At 67.8% G+C, this 23,212-nt stretch carries 15 protein-coding genes; 7 read left to right on the top strand and 8 right to left on the bottom strand.

The genetic code is table 11. The features are described from left to right. The first annotated feature begins 131 nt into the window (after positions 1-131). The gene (locus tag KWG56_RS18930) at positions 132-1,037 is read left to right on the top strand and encodes a hypothetical protein (protein ID WP_219354763.1); all 906 of its coding nucleotides are present in this window, start codon (positions 132-134) and stop codon (positions 1,035-1,037) included. On the opposite strand, the gene KWG56_RS10800 is transcribed toward KWG56_RS18930, so the two are convergent. From KWG56_RS10800 to KWG56_RS10815, 4 genes are all read right to left on the bottom strand, one after another. After that, entirely contained in the window at positions 1,034-1,360 is a 327-nt protein-coding gene (locus KWG56_RS10800; protein ID WP_219354764.1) for a YnfA family protein, read from the bottom strand. The genes KWG56_RS18930 and KWG56_RS10800 overlap by 4 nt on opposite strands. Continuing rightward, positions 1,357-2,154: an RNA methyltransferase gene (locus KWG56_RS10805; protein ID WP_219354765.1), complete on the bottom strand. Its 798-nt coding sequence runs from the start codon at positions 2,152-2,154 to the stop codon at positions 1,357-1,359. Before KWG56_RS10805 ends, KWG56_RS10800 begins: the two co-directional genes overlap by 4 nt. Positions 2,155-2,320: 166 nt before the next feature. Beyond that, positions 2,321-3,340, bottom strand: a complete 1,020-nt coding sequence (locus KWG56_RS10810; protein ID WP_219354766.1) for a phospholipase C/P1 nuclease family protein — start codon at positions 3,338-3,340, stop codon at positions 2,321-2,323. A 66-nt stretch (positions 3,341-3,406) separates the two neighbouring features. After that, positions 3,407-5,281 carry a monovalent cation:proton antiporter-2 (CPA2) family protein gene (locus KWG56_RS10815; protein ID WP_219354767.1) on the bottom strand — a complete coding sequence of 625 codons (1,875 nt, stop codon included), beginning with the start codon at positions 5,279-5,281 and terminating at the stop codon, positions 3,407-3,409. Positions 5,282-5,445: 164 nt separating this feature from the next. Here KWG56_RS10815 and KWG56_RS10820 point away from each other — a divergent pair, with 164 nt between their 5' ends. From KWG56_RS10820 to KWG56_RS10835, 4 genes are all read left to right on the top strand, one after another. Then, positions 5,446-7,239, top strand: coding sequence for a vWA domain-containing protein (locus KWG56_RS10820; RefSeq protein ID WP_219354768.1), 1,794 nt, complete (start codon positions 5,446-5,448; stop codon positions 7,237-7,239). Between the two features lie 59 nt (positions 7,240-7,298). Further along, positions 7,299-7,706, top strand: coding sequence for a CBS domain-containing protein (locus KWG56_RS10825; RefSeq protein WP_201100612.1), 408 nt, complete (start codon positions 7,299-7,301; stop codon positions 7,704-7,706). Between the two features lie 82 nt (positions 7,707-7,788). Next, entirely contained in the window at positions 7,789-8,355 is a 567-nt protein-coding gene (locus KWG56_RS10830) for a hypothetical protein (RefSeq protein ID WP_219354769.1), read from the top strand. 84 nt (positions 8,356-8,439) lie between these two features. Then, a complete protein-coding gene (locus tag KWG56_RS10835; protein ID WP_219354770.1) occupies positions 8,440-10,914 on the top strand; it encodes a PAS domain-containing sensor histidine kinase in 2,475 nt (824 codons plus the stop codon). A 991-nt stretch (positions 10,915-11,905) separates the two neighbouring features. Here the strand turns inward: KWG56_RS10835 and KWG56_RS10840 are convergent. Further along, on the bottom strand, positions 11,906-13,093 hold the full coding sequence (locus KWG56_RS10840; RefSeq protein WP_219354771.1) for an acetyl-CoA C-acyltransferase: 1,188 nt from the start codon (positions 13,091-13,093) through the stop codon (positions 11,906-11,908). A 66-nt stretch (positions 13,094-13,159) separates the two neighbouring features. After that, positions 13,160-14,155: a flavin reductase family protein gene (locus KWG56_RS10845; RefSeq protein WP_219354772.1), complete on the bottom strand. Its 996-nt coding sequence runs from the start codon at positions 14,153-14,155 to the stop codon at positions 13,160-13,162. 294 nt (positions 14,156-14,449) lie between these two features. On the opposite strand from KWG56_RS10845, the gene KWG56_RS10850 reads away from it, so the two are divergent. Then, on the top strand, positions 14,450-15,661 hold the full coding sequence (locus KWG56_RS10850; RefSeq protein WP_201100606.1) for an LL-diaminopimelate aminotransferase: 1,212 nt from the start codon (positions 14,450-14,452) through the stop codon (positions 15,659-15,661). A gap of 104 nt (positions 15,662-15,765) precedes the next feature. Here KWG56_RS10850 and KWG56_RS10855 read toward each other — a convergent pair whose 3' ends face one another. Beyond that, entirely contained in the window at positions 15,766-18,006 is a 2,241-nt protein-coding gene (locus KWG56_RS10855) for a TonB-dependent receptor (protein WP_219354773.1), read from the bottom strand. 170 nt (positions 18,007-18,176) lie between these two features. On the opposite strand from KWG56_RS10855, the gene KWG56_RS10860 reads away from it, so the two are divergent. Next, the gene (locus KWG56_RS10860) at positions 18,177-19,589 is read left to right on the top strand and encodes a metallophosphoesterase (RefSeq protein WP_219354774.1); all 1,413 of its coding nucleotides are present in this window, start codon (positions 18,177-18,179) and stop codon (positions 19,587-19,589) included. 202 nt (positions 19,590-19,791) lie between these two features. Here the strand turns inward: KWG56_RS10860 and KWG56_RS10865 are convergent, their stop codons facing one another. Beyond that, on the bottom strand, positions 19,792-23,211 hold the full coding sequence (locus KWG56_RS10865; RefSeq protein ID WP_219354775.1) for a trifunctional glycoside hydrolase family 18/polysaccharide deacetylase/glycosyltransferase family 2 protein: 3,420 nt from the start codon (positions 23,209-23,211) through the stop codon (positions 19,792-19,794). Between the last annotated feature and the right edge of the window lies 1 nt (position 23,212).

Consider the following 23,212-nt stretch of genomic DNA (forward strand, 5'->3'; position numbering starts at 1 on the left):
ATAGGTTGTATTTCGCCAGCGCCACGTTCCTGACGCGCCGAAATGTTTTCAACAGGCGTGTAGAGTTTTTACAGGCGTTTGTTGCTGATGCCCATGCGACAGAGGGTTCACATTCCATCACGGTCAGGCGATTGAGCGCCCGCCCGGACCGTCGTCGCCCCGACCGTCGCCGCCCTGCACGGCGGCCCGCCCGCTGGCCCGCCGCCGTCGCCCCGGTGCTGGTCGCGCACGGGGCGGTTCTGATGGCGCTGATGTGGGCCAGACCCGAGGCGCCGGTCATCCGGATTGATGAGACGCCCGCCGTCATGGTCACCCTGACGCAGCCGCCTCCTCCGCCTCCGCCTCCCCCGCCTGCTCCTGCGCCAGACCCCGCGCCCGTTCCCGCGCCCAAGCCGCAGGCGTCGTCGCCGCCCCCCGGCCCCAAGTCCGCCCCGCCCGCCACGGCGCCGAAACCGCTGCCGCCCGTTCCGCGCGCCTCGCGCCCGCGACGCGTGATCGCCCAGCCCCCGCCCGATGTGGAACCGCTGCCCGCCTCACCCGCGCCGCCGGGACCGCCGCTTCCCCTGCTGGGCGCGGCGCAATTGGCCGGCGCCATGACGGCGGGACCGGGCTCAGGCGGCGGCGATGGCGACGGGCCGGGCGGCGGCGGTTCGGGCGCAGGCGCCGGAAGCGGCAGCGGCAACGGCGCGGGCGCCAGCGGCGGGCGCTGCGACATGGTGCGCCGGGTTCAGGACCGTTTGCGACGCACCCCCTCGGTCCGCACCGCCGTCAGCGAGGCGGGCCGTGCGATGAACGCCTCCGGCCGCGCCATCCTGGTCTGGGACGGCGACTGGCTGCAGAGCCAGGGTCAGTCGGGCAAGGGGCTGGCCGGCGTGCGCCAGGCCATCGCGCTTGAGGTCGCCTTCTCACCGCCCGAGTGCAAGACCCAGGCGATGCATGGCCTGGCTGTGCTGTCGATCGAAGACGGCCCCGGCGGCGCCCGTCTGGCCTTGGGCAAGGGCAGCTGGCGCTGGTCGGACCTGCTGGGCGCGGGTTAGGCGGCGCGCGGGCCAAACAGGATGATCCCCGCCCCGATCAGGCAGACCAGACCGCCCAGAACGTCCCACCGGTCGGGCGTCGTCTTCTCCACCACCGCCATCCAGATCAGGGACGCGCAGATATAGACCCCGCCATAGGCCGCGAACGCCCGACCCGCCGTGTCGGTCGGAACCAGCGTCAGCAGCCAGGCGAAGGCGATCAGGCAAATGACGCCCGGCGCCAGCCACAGCGGCGAACGATCCAGCTTCAGCCACGCCCAAAAGGCGAAACAGCCGCCGATCTCGGCCAACGCCGCCAGCGGGTAGATCAGGGCCAGTTTCACTCTGGCTTGCCCGAGGGCGCAGCACCCTTCGCCGCCCGTTCCGCCGCCAGCTTGGCCAGCACCCGCCCACGGCCCTTGGCCAGCGCGTGGATGGCGCCGCGCATGGTGGCGACCTCCTGTTCGGTGAAGGCGGCGCGGCCCAGCATGACGCGCAGGTTCTGGCTCATCGAGCGCTTCTTCTCGGGCGGATAGAAGAAGCCGCCGTTCTCCAGTTCCTCCTCCAGATGTTCATACATCCCGACCAGCAGGGCGTTGGAGGCGGGCGCTTCGGTCTCGCGGAAGCGCGGCGGCGGGGCGTCCAGGATCAGGGTGCGCCACTCATAGGCGTTGATCGCCACCGCCTGCGCCAGGTTCAGGGAATGGTGTTTGGGATCGATGGGGATGGTGACGATCCCGGCGCACAGGGCGATATCGGTCGTCTCCAGCCCCGCGCGTTCTCCGCCGAACAACAGGCCGGTCTTCAGGCCGGATGCAGTGTCGTCATAGAGGACGCGGCTGGCCTCGCGCGGAGTGCGGACGGGCTGGCGCGTCTCACGCGGGCGGGCGGTGGTGGCGAAGACGGTGTTCAAGTCAGCGATGGCCTCGGCGACGCTGTCGAAGACGCGCACGCCCTCCAGCACCCAGTCGGCGCCCGAGGCGGTGGCCCAGGCCCGCTCCTGAGGCCAGCCGTCGCGCGGCGTAACCAGACGCAGGTCGGTCAGGCCGAAATTGGCCATCACCCGCGCCACGGCGCCGATGTTCTCGGCCATCTGGGACTTGTCGAGGATGACGGCGGGGGGAGTCAGGTCGGACATGGGCGGCCTTCTAGGCCTTCTCCCCTTGTGGGAGAAGGTGGCTCGCGCAGCGAGACGGATGAGGGGTCACACAAAGCGTGGACTACTCACCCGTCAAAAGCTGCAAAACCCCTCATCCGAGCCCTGCGGGCCCACCTTCTCCCGCAAGGGGAGAAGGGAAATCGGCTCAGTCGTCGCCGATCATCGACTTCCACGGATCGACCGTTCCGGCCTCGACCTCGGCGACCTTGACGGCGGGCCAGCCGATGGAGGCGGTGGCGGACGCGCGCCACGAGGCGGTGATGAAGTCGCGCAGTTCGGCGGCCCCCGCCGCCAGACGCTCGTTGACGAAGGCCGCGCCGCGCGGATCCACGTCGCGGAAACCGCCCTGTTTCTCCAGACGATAGAAGGGGATCACCGTCCCCAAGGTGGTCGTCAGGTAGGAGACGGTGCGGGCCTTCACGTCGAACCCGTCGATGTTCAGAGGCGCCATGGCGGCCTCAACCGTGTCCAGGCGCGCGACGCGGCTGGTGAAGGCGCCCTCGAACTGGCCGTGGGTCTGGCGCGAATTGGTGAAACCTTCAGGGTTGGGGAAGTCGCCCCAGCCGTTGAAGTGAATGCTGGTGTGGTGCGGCTGCGAGCCGTCGCCGACATAGTGGCCCAGCACGCCGATGTCGCGCAGGATCAGGGCCTCGCGGCGGACGCGGTCGGCCTTGTACCAGGCCTGACGCTCCAGGTTCGTCTCACGCTTTTCGGCGGCGGTCAGAACGCGCCAATAGGCGAAGTCGCGACCCAGCTGCTGCCAGGCGTCCATCATGGCGTAGGGCAGGTAACCGGCGTCATCGACCTTCAGGCCCGCCTGGGTCAGGGCGGCGTCATATTCCGACTTCAGGCGCGGCAGGGCGGTGATGGCCATGCCGCGCTGGTCATAGACGCGGCCTTCGTCATCCAGATCGACGAAGTGGGCGGTGTCGCGTTCGCGGTCGTGCGGTTGACCCGCGCCCTTCCAGCGGTCCGGCTCACGCGCCAGTTCGCCGACATCGGCGATGGCGCCGGGCGTCAGCAGAAAGGCGGGCAGGTCGCTGGGCAGGGCGCGCATCGCCGCCACCCCGATCAGGCGGTGGCCGGTGTTGCCCCAGGCGGTGACGGTGACGGCGGGCGCGGCGACCGCAAGAACCGCCAGGGCGGCGATGGCGAGACGTTTCATGAAGACGGACCTCGGTGGGGGATATGGCTTCGCTCTAGCCTATCGCCGCCGCCGCCTCCACCCGCGTCAGACGCCAGCCTGCTCGGCGTCGGCCGTATCGGCGGTGTCGGGGGCGGGCGGCCCCGCCTCGTCCTCGTTCAGCAGCCGCCCTTCGCGACGCGGTTTGACATAGGGCGCGGGCTGCGGCGTCGGCACATTGCCGCGCATCAGCTGACGTCCCGCCGCCAGACCGCCGGTCAGCTGCAGGTCCAGACGCGCCTCGTCGCGACGGCGCACCTCGCCCACGGTGTCGGCGGCTTCGCTCTCATCCAGCCCCAGTTCGACCAGGGCCCGTTCGCCGAACTTCAGCGCCGATTCAAACGTCTCGCGGATCTGGTAATCGACGCCCGCCTGGATCAGCCGCATCGAATGGCCCCGGTCGAAGGCGCGGGCCATGATCTTGGTGGTCGGGAACTCGTGCTTGACCAGTTCGACGATGCGGTCCGCCTGTTCAGGCTTGTCGATGCAGACCAGCACGATCTCGGCCTCTTCGGCGCCAGAGGCCCGCAGGGTGTGCAGCTGGGTGCCGTCGCCGTAATAGACCTTGAACCCGAACTGCGAGGCGGCCTGGATCATCTCCACGTCGTTCTCGATGATCGACACGTCCACGTCGCGCGCCAGCAGGGGTTGGGACACCACCTGGGCGAAACGGCCAAAGCCGATGATCAGCACCTGGCCGCGCAGGTCCTTGGCGAAGTCCACGTCGTCCGCATCCTCGGCCGATTGTTTGGGCTTTGGCAGCAGGCGGGTGGTCAGCAGACTGGTCAGAGGCGTCAGGGCCATCGACAGGATGACGATGGCTGTCAACATCCCCCCGACACGGGCGTCGAACAGGCCCGCAGTGATGGCCGCGCCATACAGGACAAAGGCGAACTCGCCGCCTTGGGCGAACAGGGACGCGCGCTCCACAGCCTCGTGGTGCGACGCCTTGAACAGGCGCGCGACGCCATAGATGCCCAGCGCCTTCACCGCCATGAAGACGACCACGCCGCCGATGACCAGCCGCCAGTCGGCAATGACCACCGACACATCCAGCGACATGCCGACGCTGAGGAAAAACAGGCCCAGCAGGATGGCGCGGAACGGCTCCACATCCGCCTCCAGCTGGTGGCGGAAGGTCGAATCCGACAGCAGAACCCCGGCCAGGAAGGCGCCCATCGCCATCGAAAGGCCGCCCAGCGACATGGCCCAGGCCGCGCCGACCACGACCAGAAGCGCCGCCGCCGTCATAACCTCGCGCCCGCCGTATCGGGCCAGCAGGCGGAAGACCGGATTGACCGCATACCGTCCCGCCAGCAGCACCCCGCCGACCGCCGCGACCGCCAGGCCGATGGTCTGCCACAGGGGCGGGGCGGTCTCATGCGCCACGCCGGTCACGGAGGCCAGGATGGCGACGATGGCCAGAAGCGGCACGATGGCCAGGTCTTCCAGCAGCAGGATGGACACCGCCCTCTGGCCCGCCCCGCCCGCGATCTCGCCGCGCTCCTCCAGCATCTGGATGATGACGGCGGTCGACGACAGGACGAAGCCCATGGCCCCGATGAAGGCGACCGGCGCCGAAAAGCCCGCCAGCATCGCCGTCAGCGTCAGGATCAGGCCGCAGAACAGCACCTGGGCCGCACCCAGGCCGAAGATTTCACGCCTCAGCCCCCACAGACGCTTGGGCCGCATCTCAAGCCCGATGATGAACAGGAAGATGACCACGCCGAACTCGGCGACATGCAGGATGGTCTCAGGCTCGCGGAACAGCTTCAGGCCGAAGGGGCCGATGGCCAGACCGGCGGCCAGATAGCCCAGAACCGCCCCCAGGCCGATGCGCTTGAAGATCGGCACGGCCAGAACGCCCGCCGCCAGAAGGGCCGCCGCCGCGCCCAGATCCAGTCCTGTCGTCGCCTCGGCCATCGGCCCTCCATCATGTTGAAGACCTATTGTGGGGTCGAAACCGTCGGATTGCGAGATGGCGCAAATGACACGGTGGCGGATCACTGTGCGGCGGACGGCGCCGCGCGCCACAGTTTCGCCCAAGCCGCGCTTGCGACTAGGCTGATCGACAACCGGAGGAAGCCATGACCCGTCCCCTCAGGATCGCCGCATCGGCGCTGCTGGCCCTGTCCGTCGTCGCCCCGACCGCCGCGGTCCCAACCTTCGCCGCGGCGACGCCGCGAGACGGTGAAGCGACCCCCGCAGCCTGCGCGCCCCTCGGCTTCGACCTGAACCAGAGACATCAGACCACGATCGTTCGCCGCGGCCGGATAGCCCCCCTGCCGGGCGTGCCTGCGCCGCCGCCTCCGCCGCCTCCGCCGCCTCCCCCAGCGACGATCCAGCCGGCTCAGCGAGACGCCCGCATCGAATATTCCGCCCCCGCCGTGAACGAGATTGTGGCGTCCGGCTCGCGCGTGCTGCCGGGCGTGACGCCCCCGCCCGCCGACACCGAACGCTATCCCGACGCCACGCCAAACCCGGTCAAGCGGACGGCGGACCAGCCGGTCTCGACCTTCTCGATCGACGTGGACACCGCCGCCTACGCCAATGTCCGCCGCTTCATCAACGAAGGCCGCACCCCGCCGCGCGACGCCGTGCGGGTCGAGGAGCTGATCAACTATTTCGACTACGGCTATGCCCGCCCGCGGTCGCAGGCGCAGCCGTTCGCCATCACCACCGGCGTCGCGGCCTCGCCCTGGGCGCCGGGACGCCAGATCGTGCAGATCGGACTGCAGGGCTATGAACTGCCCGAGGCCCAGCGTCGCCCGCTGAACCTGACCTTCCTGGTCGACGTCTCCGGCTCGATGAACAGCCCGGACAAGCTGGCCCTGGCCCAGCAGTCGATGAACCTGATCATTGACCGCCTGCGCCCGCAGGACACCCTGGCCGTCACCTATTACGCCGAAGGGGCAGGCACGCGTCTGGCGCCCACGCGCGGCACGGAGAAACTGAAGATGCGCTGCGCCGTGGCCAGCCTGTACGCCTCGGGCGGGACGGCGGGCGCGACCGGCATGACCAACGCCTATGACCAGGCCCAGGCCAGTTTCGCCCGCGACAAGGTCAACCGCATCCTGATGTTCACCGACGGCGATTTCAACGTCGGGGTCACCGATGACAAACGGCTGGAGGACTATGTCGCCGACAAGCGCCAGACCGGCATATACCTCTCCGTCTATGGCTTCGGGCGCGGCAACTATCAGGACGCGCGGATGCAGGCCATCGCCCAGGCCGGCAACGGAACCGCCGCCTATGTCGACAGTCTGAACGAGGCGCGGCGTCTGTTCGGCCCCCTGTTCGACAAGGGCGCCTTCCCCATCGCCGACGATGTGAAGATCCAGGTCGAGTTCAACCCGGCCCGCGTCGCCGAATGGCGGCTGATCGGCTACGAGACCCGGCTGCTGAACGAGGAAGACTTCCACAACGACCGCATCGACGCGGGCGAGGTCGGATCGGGCGCCAGCGTCACGGCCCTGTATGAGATCACCCCCGTGGGCGGTCCGACGCAGATCCCGGATCGTCGCTATCCCGACAATCGTATTGGTGTCGGCGGCGGCGATCCGAACGGCGAGATCGGCTTTGTCCAGGTGCGCTACAAACAGCCGGGCGCCACCACCTCTCAACTGATCCAGCAGCCTCTGACCAATCGCACGTCGGGCGGCGTCAGCGCCCAGCCGCCCGAGGCCCTGCGCTGGGCCATCGCCGTCGCCGCCTTCGGCCAGAAGCTGCGGAATGATCCGTGGATGGGCGCTGACTACGGCTGGGACCGGATCATCGACCAGGCCCAGGGCGCGCGCGGCTCTGACCCCTTGGGCGAACGGGCCGAGTTCGTTCAGATGCTCCGCGCGGCCCAGAGCCTGCCCGAGCGCCGCACGCCCTAAAGCGGAACCGCAATCTTCGCGGCGGGTTCTCAAGCCCAGCACACATCAGGAGACCCGCCGTGAAGATTCGTGACGTGATGACCAAGGATGTCCACCTCGCCCACCCCGGCGATACGATCCAGGACGTCTCCAGCCGCATGGCCAAGGGCGGCTTCGGCTTCATTCCGGTGGCGGACGGCGACCGGCTGATCGGCACGATCACTGACCGCGACATCGTGGTGCGCGCCCTGGCCGCCGGCGCCGCGCCCACCGCCTCGGTGATCGAGTTCATCACCCGCGATCCCCAGACCGTGCTGGACACCGACGACCTGAAGGTGGTGCTGGACCTGATGGCGTCGCGCCAAATCCGCCGCGCGCCGGTGGTCGACAAGAACGGCCGCGTCGTCGGCGTGGTGTCTCTGGGCGACCTGTCGATCCGCGTGAAAGAGAAGTACGCGGGCGAGGCGCTGGAGAGCATCTCACGTTAAGGCCTGAGTAACCGCGCCCCCACACCGGTTTTCAACCTTCGCCATTCATTCTGGCCGACTGAATTTCGTCGGAGAAGATGGAATGGCTCGTGCGCAGTTCCAGAAGGGCCAAAAGGTCTGGGTCGAATGCGTCGGCGCGTGGGCGGCCATCGAACAGGTCCAGCCCGTGTGGGCCAAGGGTTTCGATGAGCCGGTGCGCGTCACCTATGACGTCGGCCTGGGCCGCGAGTTCCTGGCCCACGAGCTGATGCTGGCGGCCGACGACCCGTCCGCCGTCGCGAACGGCGAATGGCGGCTGATGCGCGCCCGCAACAAGTGGCAGCTGTTGGAAGACTGCCTGCACCACCCCCATCCCGGCACCTATCCCGTCGTGGTGACCGATGACGCCGACTGGGGCGGCTGGCGCGTGCCGGGCGCCGAGTACAATCGCGACCCCGGTCTGATCGAATATCAGGCCCGCCTGATCACAGCGGCCCCGCAGCTGATGAAGCTGGCGGAGGAGGTCATGGCCCTGACGGCGGAAAATCCCGAGGACGCCCCGCCTGCCGTGCTGGAGCTGGCCGGGCGCGCCCGCACCATATTGCGAAACGTGTCGAAAGTGCTGGCCAAGGCCCCGGAAGGCCTGGTCTCGCCAGCCGCCGCGGCCTGATTTCAGATTTCATTAACCACATCTCGACAGGAATCTGCGACGCAGCCTAGATTCCCCCACAACTGATTTGTTCGGGAGACAGTTTTGCCAGGCACGGAGCGGCGCGAGAATAATCCGGGGCGCCGCGCCTCGGATCGCGTCCCGGCCCGTTCGGCGGGCATGCCCGGCTGGCTGCGCATCACGATCCTGGCCCTGGCCTTTGGTCTGGCGGCCTATGCCCTGATGGTCAGCCGCGAGGTGGCGCGCCCCGATCGTGAGGCGCATGAGCTGCGCGATCAGGTGCTGCAGCAGGGCGCGCGCCTCTACGCCGCCCATCTTCAGGCCCGGCTGGCCGCCGCCGACACCGGACTGGACGCCGCCACCGCCGCCCTGACCGCCAACGCCGCGCCCAGCGATGTCGCCGACGTCGCCCGCCGCGCCGCACCCGGCGTCGCCTTCGGCGTGATCGGCGGCAATGGCGTGGTGCTGGCCTCCGCCGGAGCCGAGGCGCGATCCTTCGCATCGGGCCTGAACCCGACCGACGGCGACCTGCGCCTGTCCGCCGACAAGTCGCTGCTGCTGAACGGTCCCGCCGCACAGGGCCGCCGACTGGTCGCGCAGATCAATCCGCCCGCCGACGACCGCGACATCGCCACCCTGCGTCTAGCCTCCGCCGAAGGCGTCATCCTGGCGTCGCCGATCACGGCCGAGATCGGCCAGAGCGTCCAGACCGTGCTGGGCCTTTCGCACCAGGGCCTGCTGGCCGACGCCAAGCCCCGTTCGATCACGCGAGGCGACGCCACGACGAACATCTATGCCGAAGCTCTGGACCAGCACGGCCTGATCGCCATCGCCGCCTCTCCCGCCCCGCTGACAGGCGGGCGGGCCATGATCAACGACGCCTGGATCCTGGCCGTGCCGCTGTTTCTGGGCATCGGCATGTTGCTGCTGGTCCTGCTGCAACGCGTGTCCCAGGCGCGGATGAGCCGCGAATGGGCCTCGTCCGAGAAGCGCTTCCGCGTCGCCGTCGAGGCCGCGAAATGCGGCGTCTGGGAATGGGATCTGGCGGGCGAGGAAGTCACCCTGTCGGACTATATGGCCACCCTGCTGGGCTTCGAGAGCGGCGGTGCGGTCAAGGCCGAAACCGTGCTGGCCCGCATCCATCCCCGCTTCCGCGAGGAGGTGAAGCACGCCCTGCGCCAGGCCGCCGCCTATGGTGCCTTCGCAATCACCTTCCCTGTTCCCGGCGAAGAGGGTCGCACCCGCTGGATCGACGCGCGGGGTCAGGCGCGCGGCGTGCGCGGCGATACGGGCTACACCGCCATTCTGGGCGTGGCGCTGGACATCACCGAGGCCCGCCGCGCCAAGGCCGCCGCTCAGGCCGCCGAAAGCCGTCTGCGCGACGGGGTCGAAAGCATTTCGGACGCCTTCGTCCTGTTCGATCGTCAGGGCCGTCTGATCCTGTGGAACCAGGCGTTCGAGGACGCCTTCGGCTTCGGCCCCGGCGTCGTGCGTCGCGGTGCCCAGAAGGATGAACTGAACCGCATCGCCGCCCTGGCCATCAAGGCCGAACACGCCCCCGCCGACGGCCGCGCAGGCCTGCGCGAGGTCGAACTGCACGACGGGCGCTGGCTGCAGCTGTCCGAGCGGTTCACCTCCGAAGGCGGCTCCGTCGTCACCGCCGCCGACATCACCGCCATCAAGCGCCAGGAAGTCGAACTGCACCGCGCCGCCGACAGCCTGCGCCGGATGGTGATCCAGCTGGAGAGCAGCCAGGAGAACCTGGCCCTGCTGGCCCGCAAATACGAGGTCGCCATGACCCGCGCCGAAGCCGCCAACCAGGCCAAGTCCGAGTTCCTGGCGAACATGAGCCACGAACTGCGCACGCCGCTGAACGCCATCAACGGCTTCTCGGAGATCATGGCCGGCGAACTGTTCGGGCCGCTGAACGACAAGTACAAGGGCTATGCAGGCGACATCCTGAAGTCTGGCCAGCACCTGCTCAGCCTGATCAACGACATCCTCGACATGGCCAAGATCGAGGCGGGCAAGATGACCCTGCACTACGAGCCCGTGTCGATGACCGAGGTCTGCGAGGATGCGGTGCGCCTGATGCGCGGCAAGGTTCAGGACGCCGGACTGAAGATCCATGTCGAGGCGCGCGAGATCCCGGACATCGAGGCCGACCACCGCGGCGTGAAACAGATCATGCTGAACCTGATCTCCAACGCGGTGAAGTTCACGCCCGAGGGCGGCGCCATCACTGTGTCGCTGAAACGGTTTGAAGCCATGGACGGCAGCGACCGCATCCGCGTCGCCTGCGCCGACACCGGCATCGGCATCGCGCCCGAAGACCTGGTTCGCCTGGCCCGCCCGTTCGAACAGGTCGAGGGTCAGCACTCCAAGACGACGCAAGGCACCGGCCTGGGCCTGGCCCTGACCAAGTCGCTGATCGAGATGCACGGCGGCCAGCTGACGATGGAAAGCGAACCCGGCGTCGGCACCGTGGTCAGCTTCGACCTGCCGGTGAAACGCCCGACCAGCAACGTCGAACCGATCCGCGCGGCGTTCGCGGCTTAGGGCATTCGCCTGCTGCTACGCCATCCCGGAAAGCGAAGTCGCTTTTCGACCCGTTGCGGACATCTTCGCTGACTGCTTAGGTTGCAGTATGTGGATCAGGAGGGCGGGACTGGCGGCATGCGTGGTGGCGGCTGTTGCTGCGGGCGCTTGGCGGTATGCAGAACGCAATCGGGTGATCGAGGGCACTTGGCTGTACATGTTTGAAGGGTCGGACTTCTTCGAACAGAGATTACCCGGTCGCGAGTGTGACCTTTACAGTCAGGGGCGCGCCGGCTGGCTGGAGTACAGCCTGTCACAAGTCGACCCACGGTATGACCGCGAGTATCCGCACCCGAACACGGGGACATATCGCAGCCAAGGCGGAATGTGGCCCCGCTGGCTAGCGTTAGGGGCAACCGCTTTCCGACCTGGACGCAGACGTCTGCATTCTGCGCTGGAGCGCGGGACCCAAATCAACCCATTGCGGACCTTCAAGACCAATGTCACGCTGGACCAATGCGCACGTTCAGGGCGTCCTGCATTGCCATCTGTGTTGCCCTCTACCTTGGGCCAGCAACCGCGCATGCCTGCTCGATTGTTGTGACGCGCGAGCCCACTCCGTCTGAAAAACGACGAGAGGCGGAAGAGTTGATCGAGCGTGCGACTGCCATTTTGGATGGGGAAGTTGTCCGACCGCTGAGCGCGTCGGCACCTGCCCTCGTCCGAGTGGAGAGGGTTCTCAAAGGCGAGGATCGTCAGTTCGTCTCGGTTGGAGAGCGACACAGCTGCGACGTGGCACTCACCCGGTCGGGACAACGCTTGAGGCTCATTCTGGTGGGCGGGCCAGACCTGTTCTACTTGCCAGTGGATTATTCGAACGCGTCCGCCGAAGATCGCCTGCTTGGGTCTGATCGACGGCGTGATTGGCCTTACTACTGGGGCGCGCAGTAAGCGGAACTTCCGCTTCCCTAGCGGACCTCGCAACGTCTGCTGAGGAGCCCCCCAGCACGCCCTAAATCAACTCCACGCCCATCGCCGTGGCTTCGCCGCCGCCGATGCACAGGGCGGCCATGCCCTTGGTCTTGCCGTGGGCCTTCAGGGCGGACAGCAGGGTGGTCAGGACGCGGGCGCCCGATGCGCCGAGCGGGTGGCCCAGGGCGCAGGCGCCGCCGTTGACGTTGATCCTGTCGTGGGGGATGCCCAGCTCCTGCATGGCGATCATCGGCACGATGGCGAAGGCCTCGTTGACCTCCCACAGGTCCACATCGTCGGCGGTCCAGCCCGCCTTCTTCAGCGCCTTCTGCAAGGCGAAGACCGGGGCCGTGGTGAACAGGTGCGGCTCGTGCGCGTGGGCGGCCTGGCTGACCACACGGGCCACCGGCGTCAGCCCCAGGGCCTGCGCCGTCGACTGGCGCATCATGACCAGGGCCGCCGCCCCGTCAGAGATCGAGGCGGCGGAGGCGGCGGTGATGGTGCCGTCGGCGCCGAAGGCGGGGCGCAGGTTGGGGATCTTGGACGGGTCGGACTTTGTCGGCTGTTCGTCGCGGTCCACCGTCACCACGCCTTTACGCGTCTTGACCTCGACCGGAGTGATTTCGGCGTCGAAGCCGCCTGCGTCCTGCGCGCGCTTGGCCCGGCCCGCGCTTTCGATGGCGTAGGCGTCCTGCTGCTCGCGGGTGAACTGATAGGCCTTGGCCGTGTCCTCGGCGAACTGTCCCATCAGCTTGCCGGGGGTGTAGGCGTCCTCCAGCCCGTCCAGATACATGCTGTCGGAAATGACATCGTGGCCGATGCGCGCGCCGCCCCGGTGCTTCTGCATCAGGTACGGAGCGTTGGTCATGGACTCCATGCCGCCCGCCACGATCACATCGGCGGAACCGGCGGCCAGGGCGTCATGCGCCATCATGGCCGCCTGCATGCCCGAACCGCACATCTTGTTGATGGTGGTCGCCTCGGTCGAGACGGGAAGCCCCGCGCCCATGCCCGCCTGACGCGCCGGCGCCTGGCCCAGCCCCGCGGGCAGGACGCAGCCCATGATGATCTGCTCGACCTTGCCCGCGTCCAGACCGGCCCGCTCCAGCGCCGCCTTCACCGCCACCGCGCCCAGGTCCGTCGACCTGGCGTCGGACAGCGCGCCCTGGAACCCGCCCATCGGCGTGCGGGCGTAAGAGACGATGACGACGGGATCGGCGGTGGCCATGACGGTTTCCTCTTTATCTTTGAGGGACAGATAGCGATCCGTCAGGCCCGTGTGAACCGCAGGGGCTCAGGAGAAATGCAGCCGCCTGTATTTGCCCCGGAAATACAGAAGCGGGTCGCGATGCGGCTCGAACCGCGCGCGGGTCACCCGGCCGATGAAGACCAGATGGTCGCCTGCATCCACCACCTGATCGGCGTCGCATTCGAAACTGGCCAGCGAGTTGGACAGGATGGGCGCGCCGCTGTCCCAGGTCTCCCACTCCACGCCCTGGAAGCGGTCCGAGGACGGGCGGGCGAAGACGCCGGAGGTCGGCTGCTGGCCGATGTGCAGCACATTGACGGCGAAATGGGGCGCGGCGCGGAACCGCTCCAGACTGGCCGAGGCCTTGGCCAGACAGAAAAGGATCAGCGGCGGGTCCAGCGACACCGAGGTGAAGGAGTTGGCGGTCAGGCCGATGGGCTGGTCGTTCTCGTCCCGCGTGGTGACCACGGTGACCCCGGTGGCGAAACAGCCCATGGCGTCGCGCAGCACCCGCGCATCCGAACCGGCCTCGTAATGCACCGCCTGACGCGGCGCGCAGCGCTCAAGAAAGCCCAGCAGGACCGCAGCCAGGGCGTCCGAACCGTTCAGGTCCGCGACGGCGTCGTTGGGCGAGACGGGCTGGACCTTCAGCGCTTGTGCAAAGGCCGCGGCCTCCGCCCCCTGCCCCACCACCAGCGACGGCGTGTTGATCTGGCCCCCGGCGTCCGCCGCGCCTGTCGGATCGACCAGCACCAGACCGCTGAGCAGCGGCGTCTGGGCGTCGGAAAACAGCTTCAGGGCTTCAGACGCCCAGGCGCCCGCCGCCACCAGAACGGGTCGGGAAGGCAGTCCCACCAGCCCCTCACGCAGACGCGGCAGGGCGTCGACCGCATCCGTCAGAGCGGGCATCAACACGTGCCGTCCCGCGCCCGCCAGAACCTCGGCGCAGGCGCGCCAGTCGGCGCTGTCCGCCTCAGTCGTGCAGATCACGACCGCCGGATCGTCCGCGCGACCCCAGGATTGGAAATCAAGTTCGTGCATGTCCGCCCATAGACCGGCCCATCAACCGGACCTCCTGCCCGACGCCGCGCCTGTATGGCAAGCCGCGTTTCAGTTCAGGCCTCGCAAATCAGCACCCCGATTAAAGCGAGCGCATGTTTCGTGCTTGTGCGGGAACCGCTCAGCGGTTTCGGCCAAACGATCGTGCGCTAATCGCACCTTCGACGCACTGGCCGCTTGCGTTCGGCGTCGCGGTTATAGAAGGGTCTTGACCGTCAGGCGCTGTGTCTGACCTTGCCCTCACGCTCAGATACGATCTGGTCACGAGCTTACCCAATGTCCGAAGAATTCTACCGCATGCGGCGGTTGCCGCCCTACGTCATCGCCGAAGTCAATGCGATGCGAGCGGCGGCGCGAGCGGCGGGAGAGGACGTGATCGATCTTGGCATGGGCAACCCGGACCTGCCCCCGCCCCAGCATGTGATCGACAAGCTGATCGAGGTGGCCAGCAAGCCTGACGCCCACGGTTATTCGCAGTCCAAGGGCATTCCCGGCCTGCGCCGCGCCCAGGCCAATTACTATGGCCGCCGCTTTGGCGTCGACGTCGACCCCGAGAGCGAGGTCATCGTCACCATGGGCTCGAAAGAAGGTCTGGCCAGCCTGGCCACCGCCATCACCGAGCCGGGCGACGTGATCCTGGCGCCCAACCCGTCCTATCCGATCCACACCTTCGGCTTCATCATCGCCGGGGCCACGATCCGCAGCGTGCCGACCACCCCGGACGAGAAATATTTCGAGGCGCTGGAGCGGGCGATGGCCTTCACCGTGCCCCGTCCCAAGATCCTGGTGATGAACTATCCGTCGAACCCGACGGCGGAGACGGTCGATCTGGCCTTCTATGAACGCGCCGTCGCCTTCGCCAAGGCCAACGACCTGTGGATCATCAGCGACCTGGCCTATTCGGAGCTGTATTACGACGGCAAGCCGACCGTCTCGATCCTGCAGGTGCCGGGCGCCAAGGACGTGGCGATCGAGTTCACCTCCCTGTCCAAGACCTACAGCATGGCGGGCTGGCGCATCGGTTTCGCAGTCGGCAACAAGAAGCTGATCGCGGCCATGTCACGGGTGAAGTCCTATCTGGACTATGGCGCCTTCACGCCCATCCAGGCGGCGGCCTGCGCGGCGCTGAACGGCCCGCAGGACATCGTCGACAAGAACCGCGAACTGTATCACCGCCGTCGCGACGTGCTGGTCGACAGCTTCGCCCGCGCCGGGTGGGAGATCCCCAAGCCCGCCGCCTCGATGTTCGCCTGGGCGCCGCTTCCGCCCGCGCTGGCGCACCTGGGCAGTCTTGAGTTCTCCAAACAACTGCTGACCCACGCCAAGGTCGCGGTCGCGGCGGGCGTCGGCTACGGCGAGAACGGCGAGGGCTTCGTGCGCATCGCCATGGTCGAGAACGAGCAGCGCATCCGTCAGGCGGCGCGCAACATCAAGGCCTTCCTGAAGTCGCGGGGCGTGAACGTGCCGCCCGGACGTGTCGGGGACTGATCGCGTCGAACCTGACGCGGCCTCACCGCTGACAGGCCCATAAGAAAAGCCCCCGCCGATGACATCGACGGGGGCTTTTTCAGTCTTGGAACAGCGCCTTGGTCTTAGAAGCGCTTGGAGACCTGAACGCCGTAGGTGCGGGGTTCGTTGACGAAGGCGGTCAGGTTGTTGAAGTCGATGGCGCCGATGACATTGGCTTCATCGGTGATGTTGCGGACATAGACGGCGGCTTCCAGACCGCGGTTCAGGTCGCGCCAGCCTGCGCGCAGGCCGCCTTCGAAGCTGGTGTCCACCTTGAACTCAACCGCGTTGTACAGGAACAGGTTGAAGTCCTTCTGCATGACCCAGTCGGTCGAGGCGAACAGCTCGGTGTCGTTGCCCAGGGCGCGGACGTAGTTCAGCGTCAGGTTGGCGGTGTATTCCGGCGCCTGCGGGAACGGGTTGCCATCGATCTTGGCGCGGTTCTGGCCCGCGACGTTGACGATCGGATCGGTGACCGTGCAGCCGCCGGTGCAGATGGCGACCAGCAGGTTCTTGTCCTTGATCTCGGTGTGGTTCCACGCCGCGCCGGCCGACAGGCTGAAGCCCGCGCCCAGATAGACGTCGCCGTCGAATTCCAGACCATAGCCTTCGCCCTTCTCGGCGTTGATCAGGCGGTTGGAGTTGTCGGCGCCGCCGATGGCGGTGAACTGCATGTCGTCGACTTCGTAGATGTAGGCCGTGCCGTTCAGGCGCGCGCGGCCGTCCCACAGACGGCTCTTGAAGCCGGCTTCATAGGACATCACCGTTTCCGAGTCCGCCGTGGTCAGGACCGGCAGGTTGCGGCCCTGGATCGACGGACCACGGTAGCCCTTGGCCACGCGGGCGAACAGGTTCAGCGCGTCATTGACTTCATACAGGGCGCTGACGTCCCAGCTGACCTGCTCGTCGCCGACCGAGATCGCGCCCTGGCCGTTCACGGGCGTGCCGATGGTGATGCGGCCCAGATAGTCGCGGTTGTCTTCGGTGTAGCGAACGCCCGCCGTCACCTTCAGGGCGTCGGTCACGCGGTAGTTGGCCTGACCGAACACCGACCAGGAGTCGGACTTCTGGGTGATGTCGGTGACCTTGGTCGGGATCAGACCGCCCACGCCGTTGAAGGTGCCCGAGACCAGATTGATCCGCTCCTGCCAGTAGAAGGCGCCGACCTGCCAGCCCAGGCGGTTGTCGCCGTTGGAGGCCAGGCGCAGTTCATAGGTGTTCTGCTGCAGGTCGCTGGACAGGGTGCCGCTTTCGACGTTGAACGGCGTCTTGTAGGGCGAACCGGCCGGAGCCGAGGCCACGCCGCCGTCGATGTCGCCGTCGCCCGCCGACGAGCCCTGATAGGCGCCGATCACGCCCGTCAGGGTCGCAGGGCCGAAGTCATAGTTGACCTGCAGGGTTTCCGAGGTCGTCTTCTGGCGTTGGAAGTTGTTGCGGCCGCCGTCGTACCAGACCGTCTTGCGGTCGAAGTTGTCGTTCAGCTTGTTGGAGCCCTTGGTGAAGGCGTTGGCGCGGTTCATCGTGCCGGTGCCGTCATAGTCGCGGGCCTGCAGGGTCAGCAGGGCCGACAGGCGCTCGGTCGGGGTCCAGGCGACGTGGACGCGTCCGGCGATGTCGTCGAAATTGCCCAGGTCCTTGCCGTCCTTCTTGGCGAAGGGGGCGTCATAGGCGTTGTTGACCCAGTCATCGCGGTGGTTCCACAGACCCGACAAGCGCATCGACAGGGTGTCGGACAGCGGCAGGGTGACGCCGGCCTCGGCGCGGGTCGAACCCAGGTTGCCATAGGTCAGCGAGCCATAGCCCGTCAGGTCGTCGGACGGCTTGACCGTGTCGATCTTGACCACGCCCGCCGGGGTGTTGCGGCCGAACAGCGTGCCTTGCGGACCGCGCAGCACTTCCAGCTGCTGCACGTCGAACATCGGGAAGCCCTTCAGATAGACGCTTTCCAGAACCACGTCGTCCAGCACCACCGAAACCGGCTGCGAGGCGGTGAAGTCGAAGTCCACATTGCCCAGGCCCCGGATGTAGAAGCGCGGCGCGTAGCGGCCGTTCGAGCTTTCGATCTGCAGGCTGGGGACGCGGCCCGACAGCGACAGGATGTCGGCGCCGCCAGCGGCGATCGTCGTCAGGGTTTCCTGGTTCATGGCCGTGACCGCGAACGGCACTTCACGGATGTTCTCGCTGCGGCGCTGGGCGGTGACGACGATGTCGTCGATGTTGGCGGCGTTCGACGGCGCATCGGCCGACTGGGCCATGGCAGGCGCGGCGAAGGCGAGAGCAAGGCTGCTGACCGAGACGGCCAACGCGGTGAGGCGGTTTGACATGATAGAAGTATCCCCGGGGAAGAAGCGGCCCCTCTAGGCGCGGCGCGGGGGAACCTCCATAAGTGAACACTGTTCTTTTATGAAGATTTGACGACGCGACCACAGGCCGCGGAAAACCGCCCCGCTGGCCGTGCAATCCGCAGCGCAAGCGTTGCGCCGCATGGAAATTGATGGAATTAAACTCGGCCGTGCCCAGTTTCGCCCCCCTGCCCGACCGCCGACGCCTGCTGCAGGGACTGGCCGTCGCCGCCCTGGCCGGCCCCGTCTTCACCCGCGCCGCCCACGCCGGTTCGCCCGCAACAGACGCAGCCCCCGTGACAGGCCGCGTCCTGGCCATGTCCGACATCCATTCGGCCTATGACCGGCTGGGCCCATTGCTGGCGGCGCTGGAGGCCGAGGTCGCGTCGCAACCGGTTGCCCATGTCATCGCCATCGACGGCGACAGTTTCGAGCACGGCAATGTCGTCACGGTGCGAACAGACGGCGCCATCGACTGGGCCTTCCTGGCCGAACTGCCCAAGATCGCGCCGACCGTCTTCAACATCGGCAACCACGACAACGACATCACGACGGACTTAGCCGCCGTGGTCGCCCGCCTGCAGGGGCTGGGGATCACGGTGATCAGCAACATCATCGACACCCGCACCGGCGCCCCCTATGCGCCCGCCGCCGCCGATGTGCCCTTCGGCCCGAACCGGACCCTGCGCGTGGTCGGCGTGGCCACCAACTCGATCAACACCTATCCCGCCGCCAGCCGCGCCGACCTGAACATTCCCGTGCCCGGCGAATGGGCGCGGGCCAATCTGGCTCAGGCCATGGCGGGCGCCGATCAGGTGCTGGTCATGAGCCATGCGGGCGTGTCCAAGGATCGCGAGATCCTGCCCCTGCTGCCTGACGGCGCCCACATGATCGGCGGGCACAACCACCTGCTGTTCCAGCATCAGCAGGGCCGCAGCCAGTACGCCCACACCGGATCATGGGCGGCCGCCTATACGACCCTGACCCTGCGCGCAGACGGCACGGCGCAAGTCACCTCGACACCCGTTTCGGCGACAGCGGCCCCGTCGCCGCGCATCGCCGACCTGATCGCCACGACCCTGGCGGCGACCCTGACGCCGGAGGAAACCGCCGTGATCGGCGTCTCGCCCGCCGCACTGTCGCTGGGCGACACAGGCCGCGCTGTCGCCGCCGCCATGGCCCGGGCCGCAGGCGCCCAGGCAGGCTTCATCGGCCACACCACCCTGGGCGCCGGCCTGCCGGACGGCCCCGTCTCACGCTACGCCTTCGACGCTATCGTCCGTTTCGACGGCAAGCTGATGGTCGCCGAGGTCACGCCTGAGCGCCTGGCCCAGTTGATGCGGCGCGCCAATCAGGACCGGCCCATCCCCTTCGCCGACCGGCTAGGCGACTTCGTCTATGGGGCGACGCTCGATAGCCCTGCGACGAGCCCGATCCGCATCGTCACCACCGACTGGTGCGCGACCAACCAGTCCGAATATTTCGGCGTCAGCGACCTGGCCTTCACCGAGGTTCCCGACCTGCGGGTCAAGACCGTGGCCACCGCCGCGATCCAGCACCGCTGATCGGCCCGGCGGGGCACGCCGCCCGTTTCGACGGCATTCCTCGTCAACCTCACAGATCGTCATTCCGGGGCTGAGCGAAGCGAGGAACCCGGAACCCAGGGCCACGACCGCGCCGCCAGATGCATTCAAAGTCAGATGCAAGCCTCCTGGGTTCCGGGTTCGTCCTTCGGACGCCCCGGAATGACGCAGGATATTCTTAGTCCTATCCGTTCGGCAGGGTCACATCGCCGGTGCGGTGCAGCTTGCCCCACGCCTGTCCCAGCCCTGAGACCGCGCGCGTCAGGGCGCGCCAGACGACGATGTACATGATCTGGCGATAGACGATCCGCTGGGTCGGCAGCAGCCACAGGTCGCCGCGCTTCTCGCGATCGAAGCCATAGGCGATCCAGCCCGCCAGCAGCTCCAGCCCGGTGAAGGCCACATAGACGGCCAGGGTGAACCACAGCATCGGATTGGGCGCGGCGCTGACGTCGGAATGCTGCAGGCTGGACAGCCAGGTCAGCCCCTGGATCACTAGGGCCAGCAGCATCTGCAGGTCGATCAAGGGCGCCAGCACCTGGCCCATGATCTGGAAGACCCACAGGCTGGGCAGGGCCAGCTTGCCGAACCAGCCATGCCGGAACAGCGACCGGCGGTGCTTCCACAGGCACTGCAAGGTGCCGAAGCTCCAGCGGAAACGCTGTTTCAACAGGCCCTCCAGGCTGGACGGCGCCTCGGTGAAGGCCAGGGCCTCCGGCTCATTGGCGATGACCCAACCGGCTTCCCGCACCCGCCACGTCAGGTCCATGTCCTCGGCCAGAGTATCGGAACGATAGCCGCCCAGCGCCCTCAGTCCCTCGGTGCGCCAGGCCCCGATGGCCCCCGGCACCACGGTGACCGCGTTCAGCAACGCCAGCGCCCGGCGGTCGATGTTCTGGCTGGTGATATATTCGATGGACTGCCAGCGGGTGACCAGTCCCCGGCGGTTGCCGACCTTCACATTGCCCGCGACCGCGCCGACGGCGGGATCGACGAACCAGGCGGCCAGACGCGCCAGGGCGTCGATGGACAGCTGGGTGTCGGCGTCCACGCCCACCACGACCGGGGCCGTCGCCTCCATCAAGGCCAGGTTCAGGGCGGACGCCTTGCCGCCATTGCGCTTGGTGCGGATCAGCACGCGCGGATCGGCGCCATAGACGGCGGTGACGGTCTCCAGCGTGCCGTCCGTCGATCCATCGTCCACCACGATGACCCGCACATCCACGCCTGTGCAGGCCAACAGGCTGGACAGGGTGCGATTGATGACCGTCTCTTCGTTATAGGCGGCGACCAGCACGTCGATCCGGGGCGGGGCGGCGCCCTCGACCGGCTCCGGCGGGCGGCGCCGACGGCGTGACGCCAGCGCCAGCATCAGCACGATCCGCGCCAGACCCAGCGCGATCGCCAGGGTGAAGCCCCAGAACAGCACCACGCCCATGAAGTGCGAGAAGCCAAAGGCCGCTGAATCCGCCGCGATCAGCGACTGCTCATTGGCCGGCAGCGGCGGCATGGTCTGTTCGGGCGTCTGGCCGACCAGTCCGCCGATGGTGGTCAGCTGATATCCCCGCGCGCGCAGGGCGTCGATCAGGGCAGGCAGGGCCGCAACCGTCGCCGAGCGATCCCCGCCTGCGTCATGCAGCAGCACGGCGTGGCCCGCGCTGGCCTGGGCCAGCACATCGTCGATGATCTGCTGGGGCTGGAGACGGCGCGGTTTCCCGTCCGGCCCGATCCGCGTCAGGTTCCAGTCATTGGGGTCGATGGACTCGCCCGCGGTGGTGTAGCCCAGCCGCGACGCCACCGCGATCGGCAGGATTTCGCCATAGGATTCAGGCTCTGAATCCGCGTTGTAGGGTGGTCTGAACAGGGTGATCTGGCGGTGCAGAATGCTCTCCAGCGCCCGGTCCGTCGCCGTCAGCTCCAGCTGCACCCGCTGGTCGTCGACATGGGCCATGTTGGGGTGGGTGAAGGAGTGGTTGCCGATCTCGTGCCCCTCGGCATAAACGCGCCGCACCAGGTTCGGATTGGCCGCCGCATTGCCGCCGATCATGAAGAAGGTCGCCTTCACCCCCTTGGCCTTCAGGATGTCCAGCACCTTGGGCGTCCACTGCGGATCGGGGCCGTCGTCAAAGGTTAGGGCCAGGGTGTGGTCGGGCGCGCCCGTGCGCCGCACGGTCCAGGCCGAGGGCCAGCGCTTCCACACCTCGTCCACGATCAGGCCGCTGGCCGGATCGACCTCGATGCTGCGCTCGCCGGGGTGCGGCGTGTCGATGACGTTCAGCAGCTCGCCCTGCCCGGTGAAGGCGATCTGCTGCTTGAGGGTGACGTTCGCCAGGGCCGACGCGGTCTGTCCCGGCGCCACGGCGTTGCGGCCGAACACGTGCCAGCTGGTCGGGTCTTCCTCGCCCAAGGCCCACAGGGCGGCGCCGCGCAGTCCCCTGCCCCGGCTCAGGGTCAGGGCGTTGGCCACCGATGTCGCATCCTGCAGCCAGACCTCGTGCTTTCGGCCCTGATCGTCGGTGTAGCTGAAGGTCGGTTGCAGCGCCTTGTCGTCAAAGTCCATGACCTTGGCCGGATCATCGTCCGGTCGATAGCCCCGCGCCGCCGCCAGCGCCGCCGTGGTCGTCAGGGACTCCGCCGACGACGCGCCCTCGCGCCAGTCATAGGCATAGACGCCGACGCCCAGGATCAGACGGTTCGCCGGAACCAGCCGCGTGAACCGCTCCAGCGCCTGATGCACGAAACCGACGGAGGAGATCGGCCCCGGCAGGCTGTCCTCGCCATGCTCGTCATAGGCCATGACGGCGGCGTAATCGACGACATCGGCCAGCGCCTGGATGTCGTGGTCGCTCAGTCCGACCTCCAGCGCGATGGACAGCTCCTTGCCCTGGGCGTTCAGTCGGCTGCGCAGCTGGGCCAGCCACGGCGTCAGGCGCGCGATCTGGTCGGGCGTCATCAGTTCGAAGTCGATCTGCAGGCCCGCGAACTGGTTCGTCTGCACGAAGCCCACCAGGCGATCCATAACACGCTGGCTGTTCTCGGGGGCCAGCATCCGGTCGATCCGAGCGCTGTCGAACTGACCTTCGGTCGCGTTGCTGACGACGGGCACGATGCGCACGCCGTTGGCGCGGGCCGCCGCCGTCAGGGCGTTGGTCGTGGGGCTGTGTTGCGGGTCCCAATCGGTCGTCAGGATGTCGCCGCCGTCCGGACGCACCTGAAGCCAGGTCGGATAGACGTGCGTCAGGTTCTTGGCATGACGCACGAAGGAATCCAGCGCCCCGTCCTCCCACGGCGCGAACCAGGCGCCGGCAATGGCGGCGTCCTGTCCGGCCGAAACCGTCTTGCGGCGATCCTCGACGGCGATGTGTCTTAACAGGGCGTGCTCGGCCCCGTGCAGGTGCTGGGCGAAGGCCGTCTGCACGGGCGCCGTGAACGACCCCCCCGTCAGACGCGGCAGGATCACCAGACTGGCGATGAAGCTGGCCAGGACTACCGTGGCCAGACAGGCCGCCGCCACCGCCGTCCACCGCAGCCGCCGCGCGCGCCGCCCCGTCGCATCCAGAAACACGGACGGTTCGTGATGATCAGAACGCGAAGGATCGGTCATG

The organism is Brevundimonas nasdae (assembly GCF_019395145.1).
Taxonomy (GTDB): domain Bacteria; phylum Pseudomonadota; class Alphaproteobacteria; order Caulobacterales; family Caulobacteraceae; genus Brevundimonas; species Brevundimonas nasdae.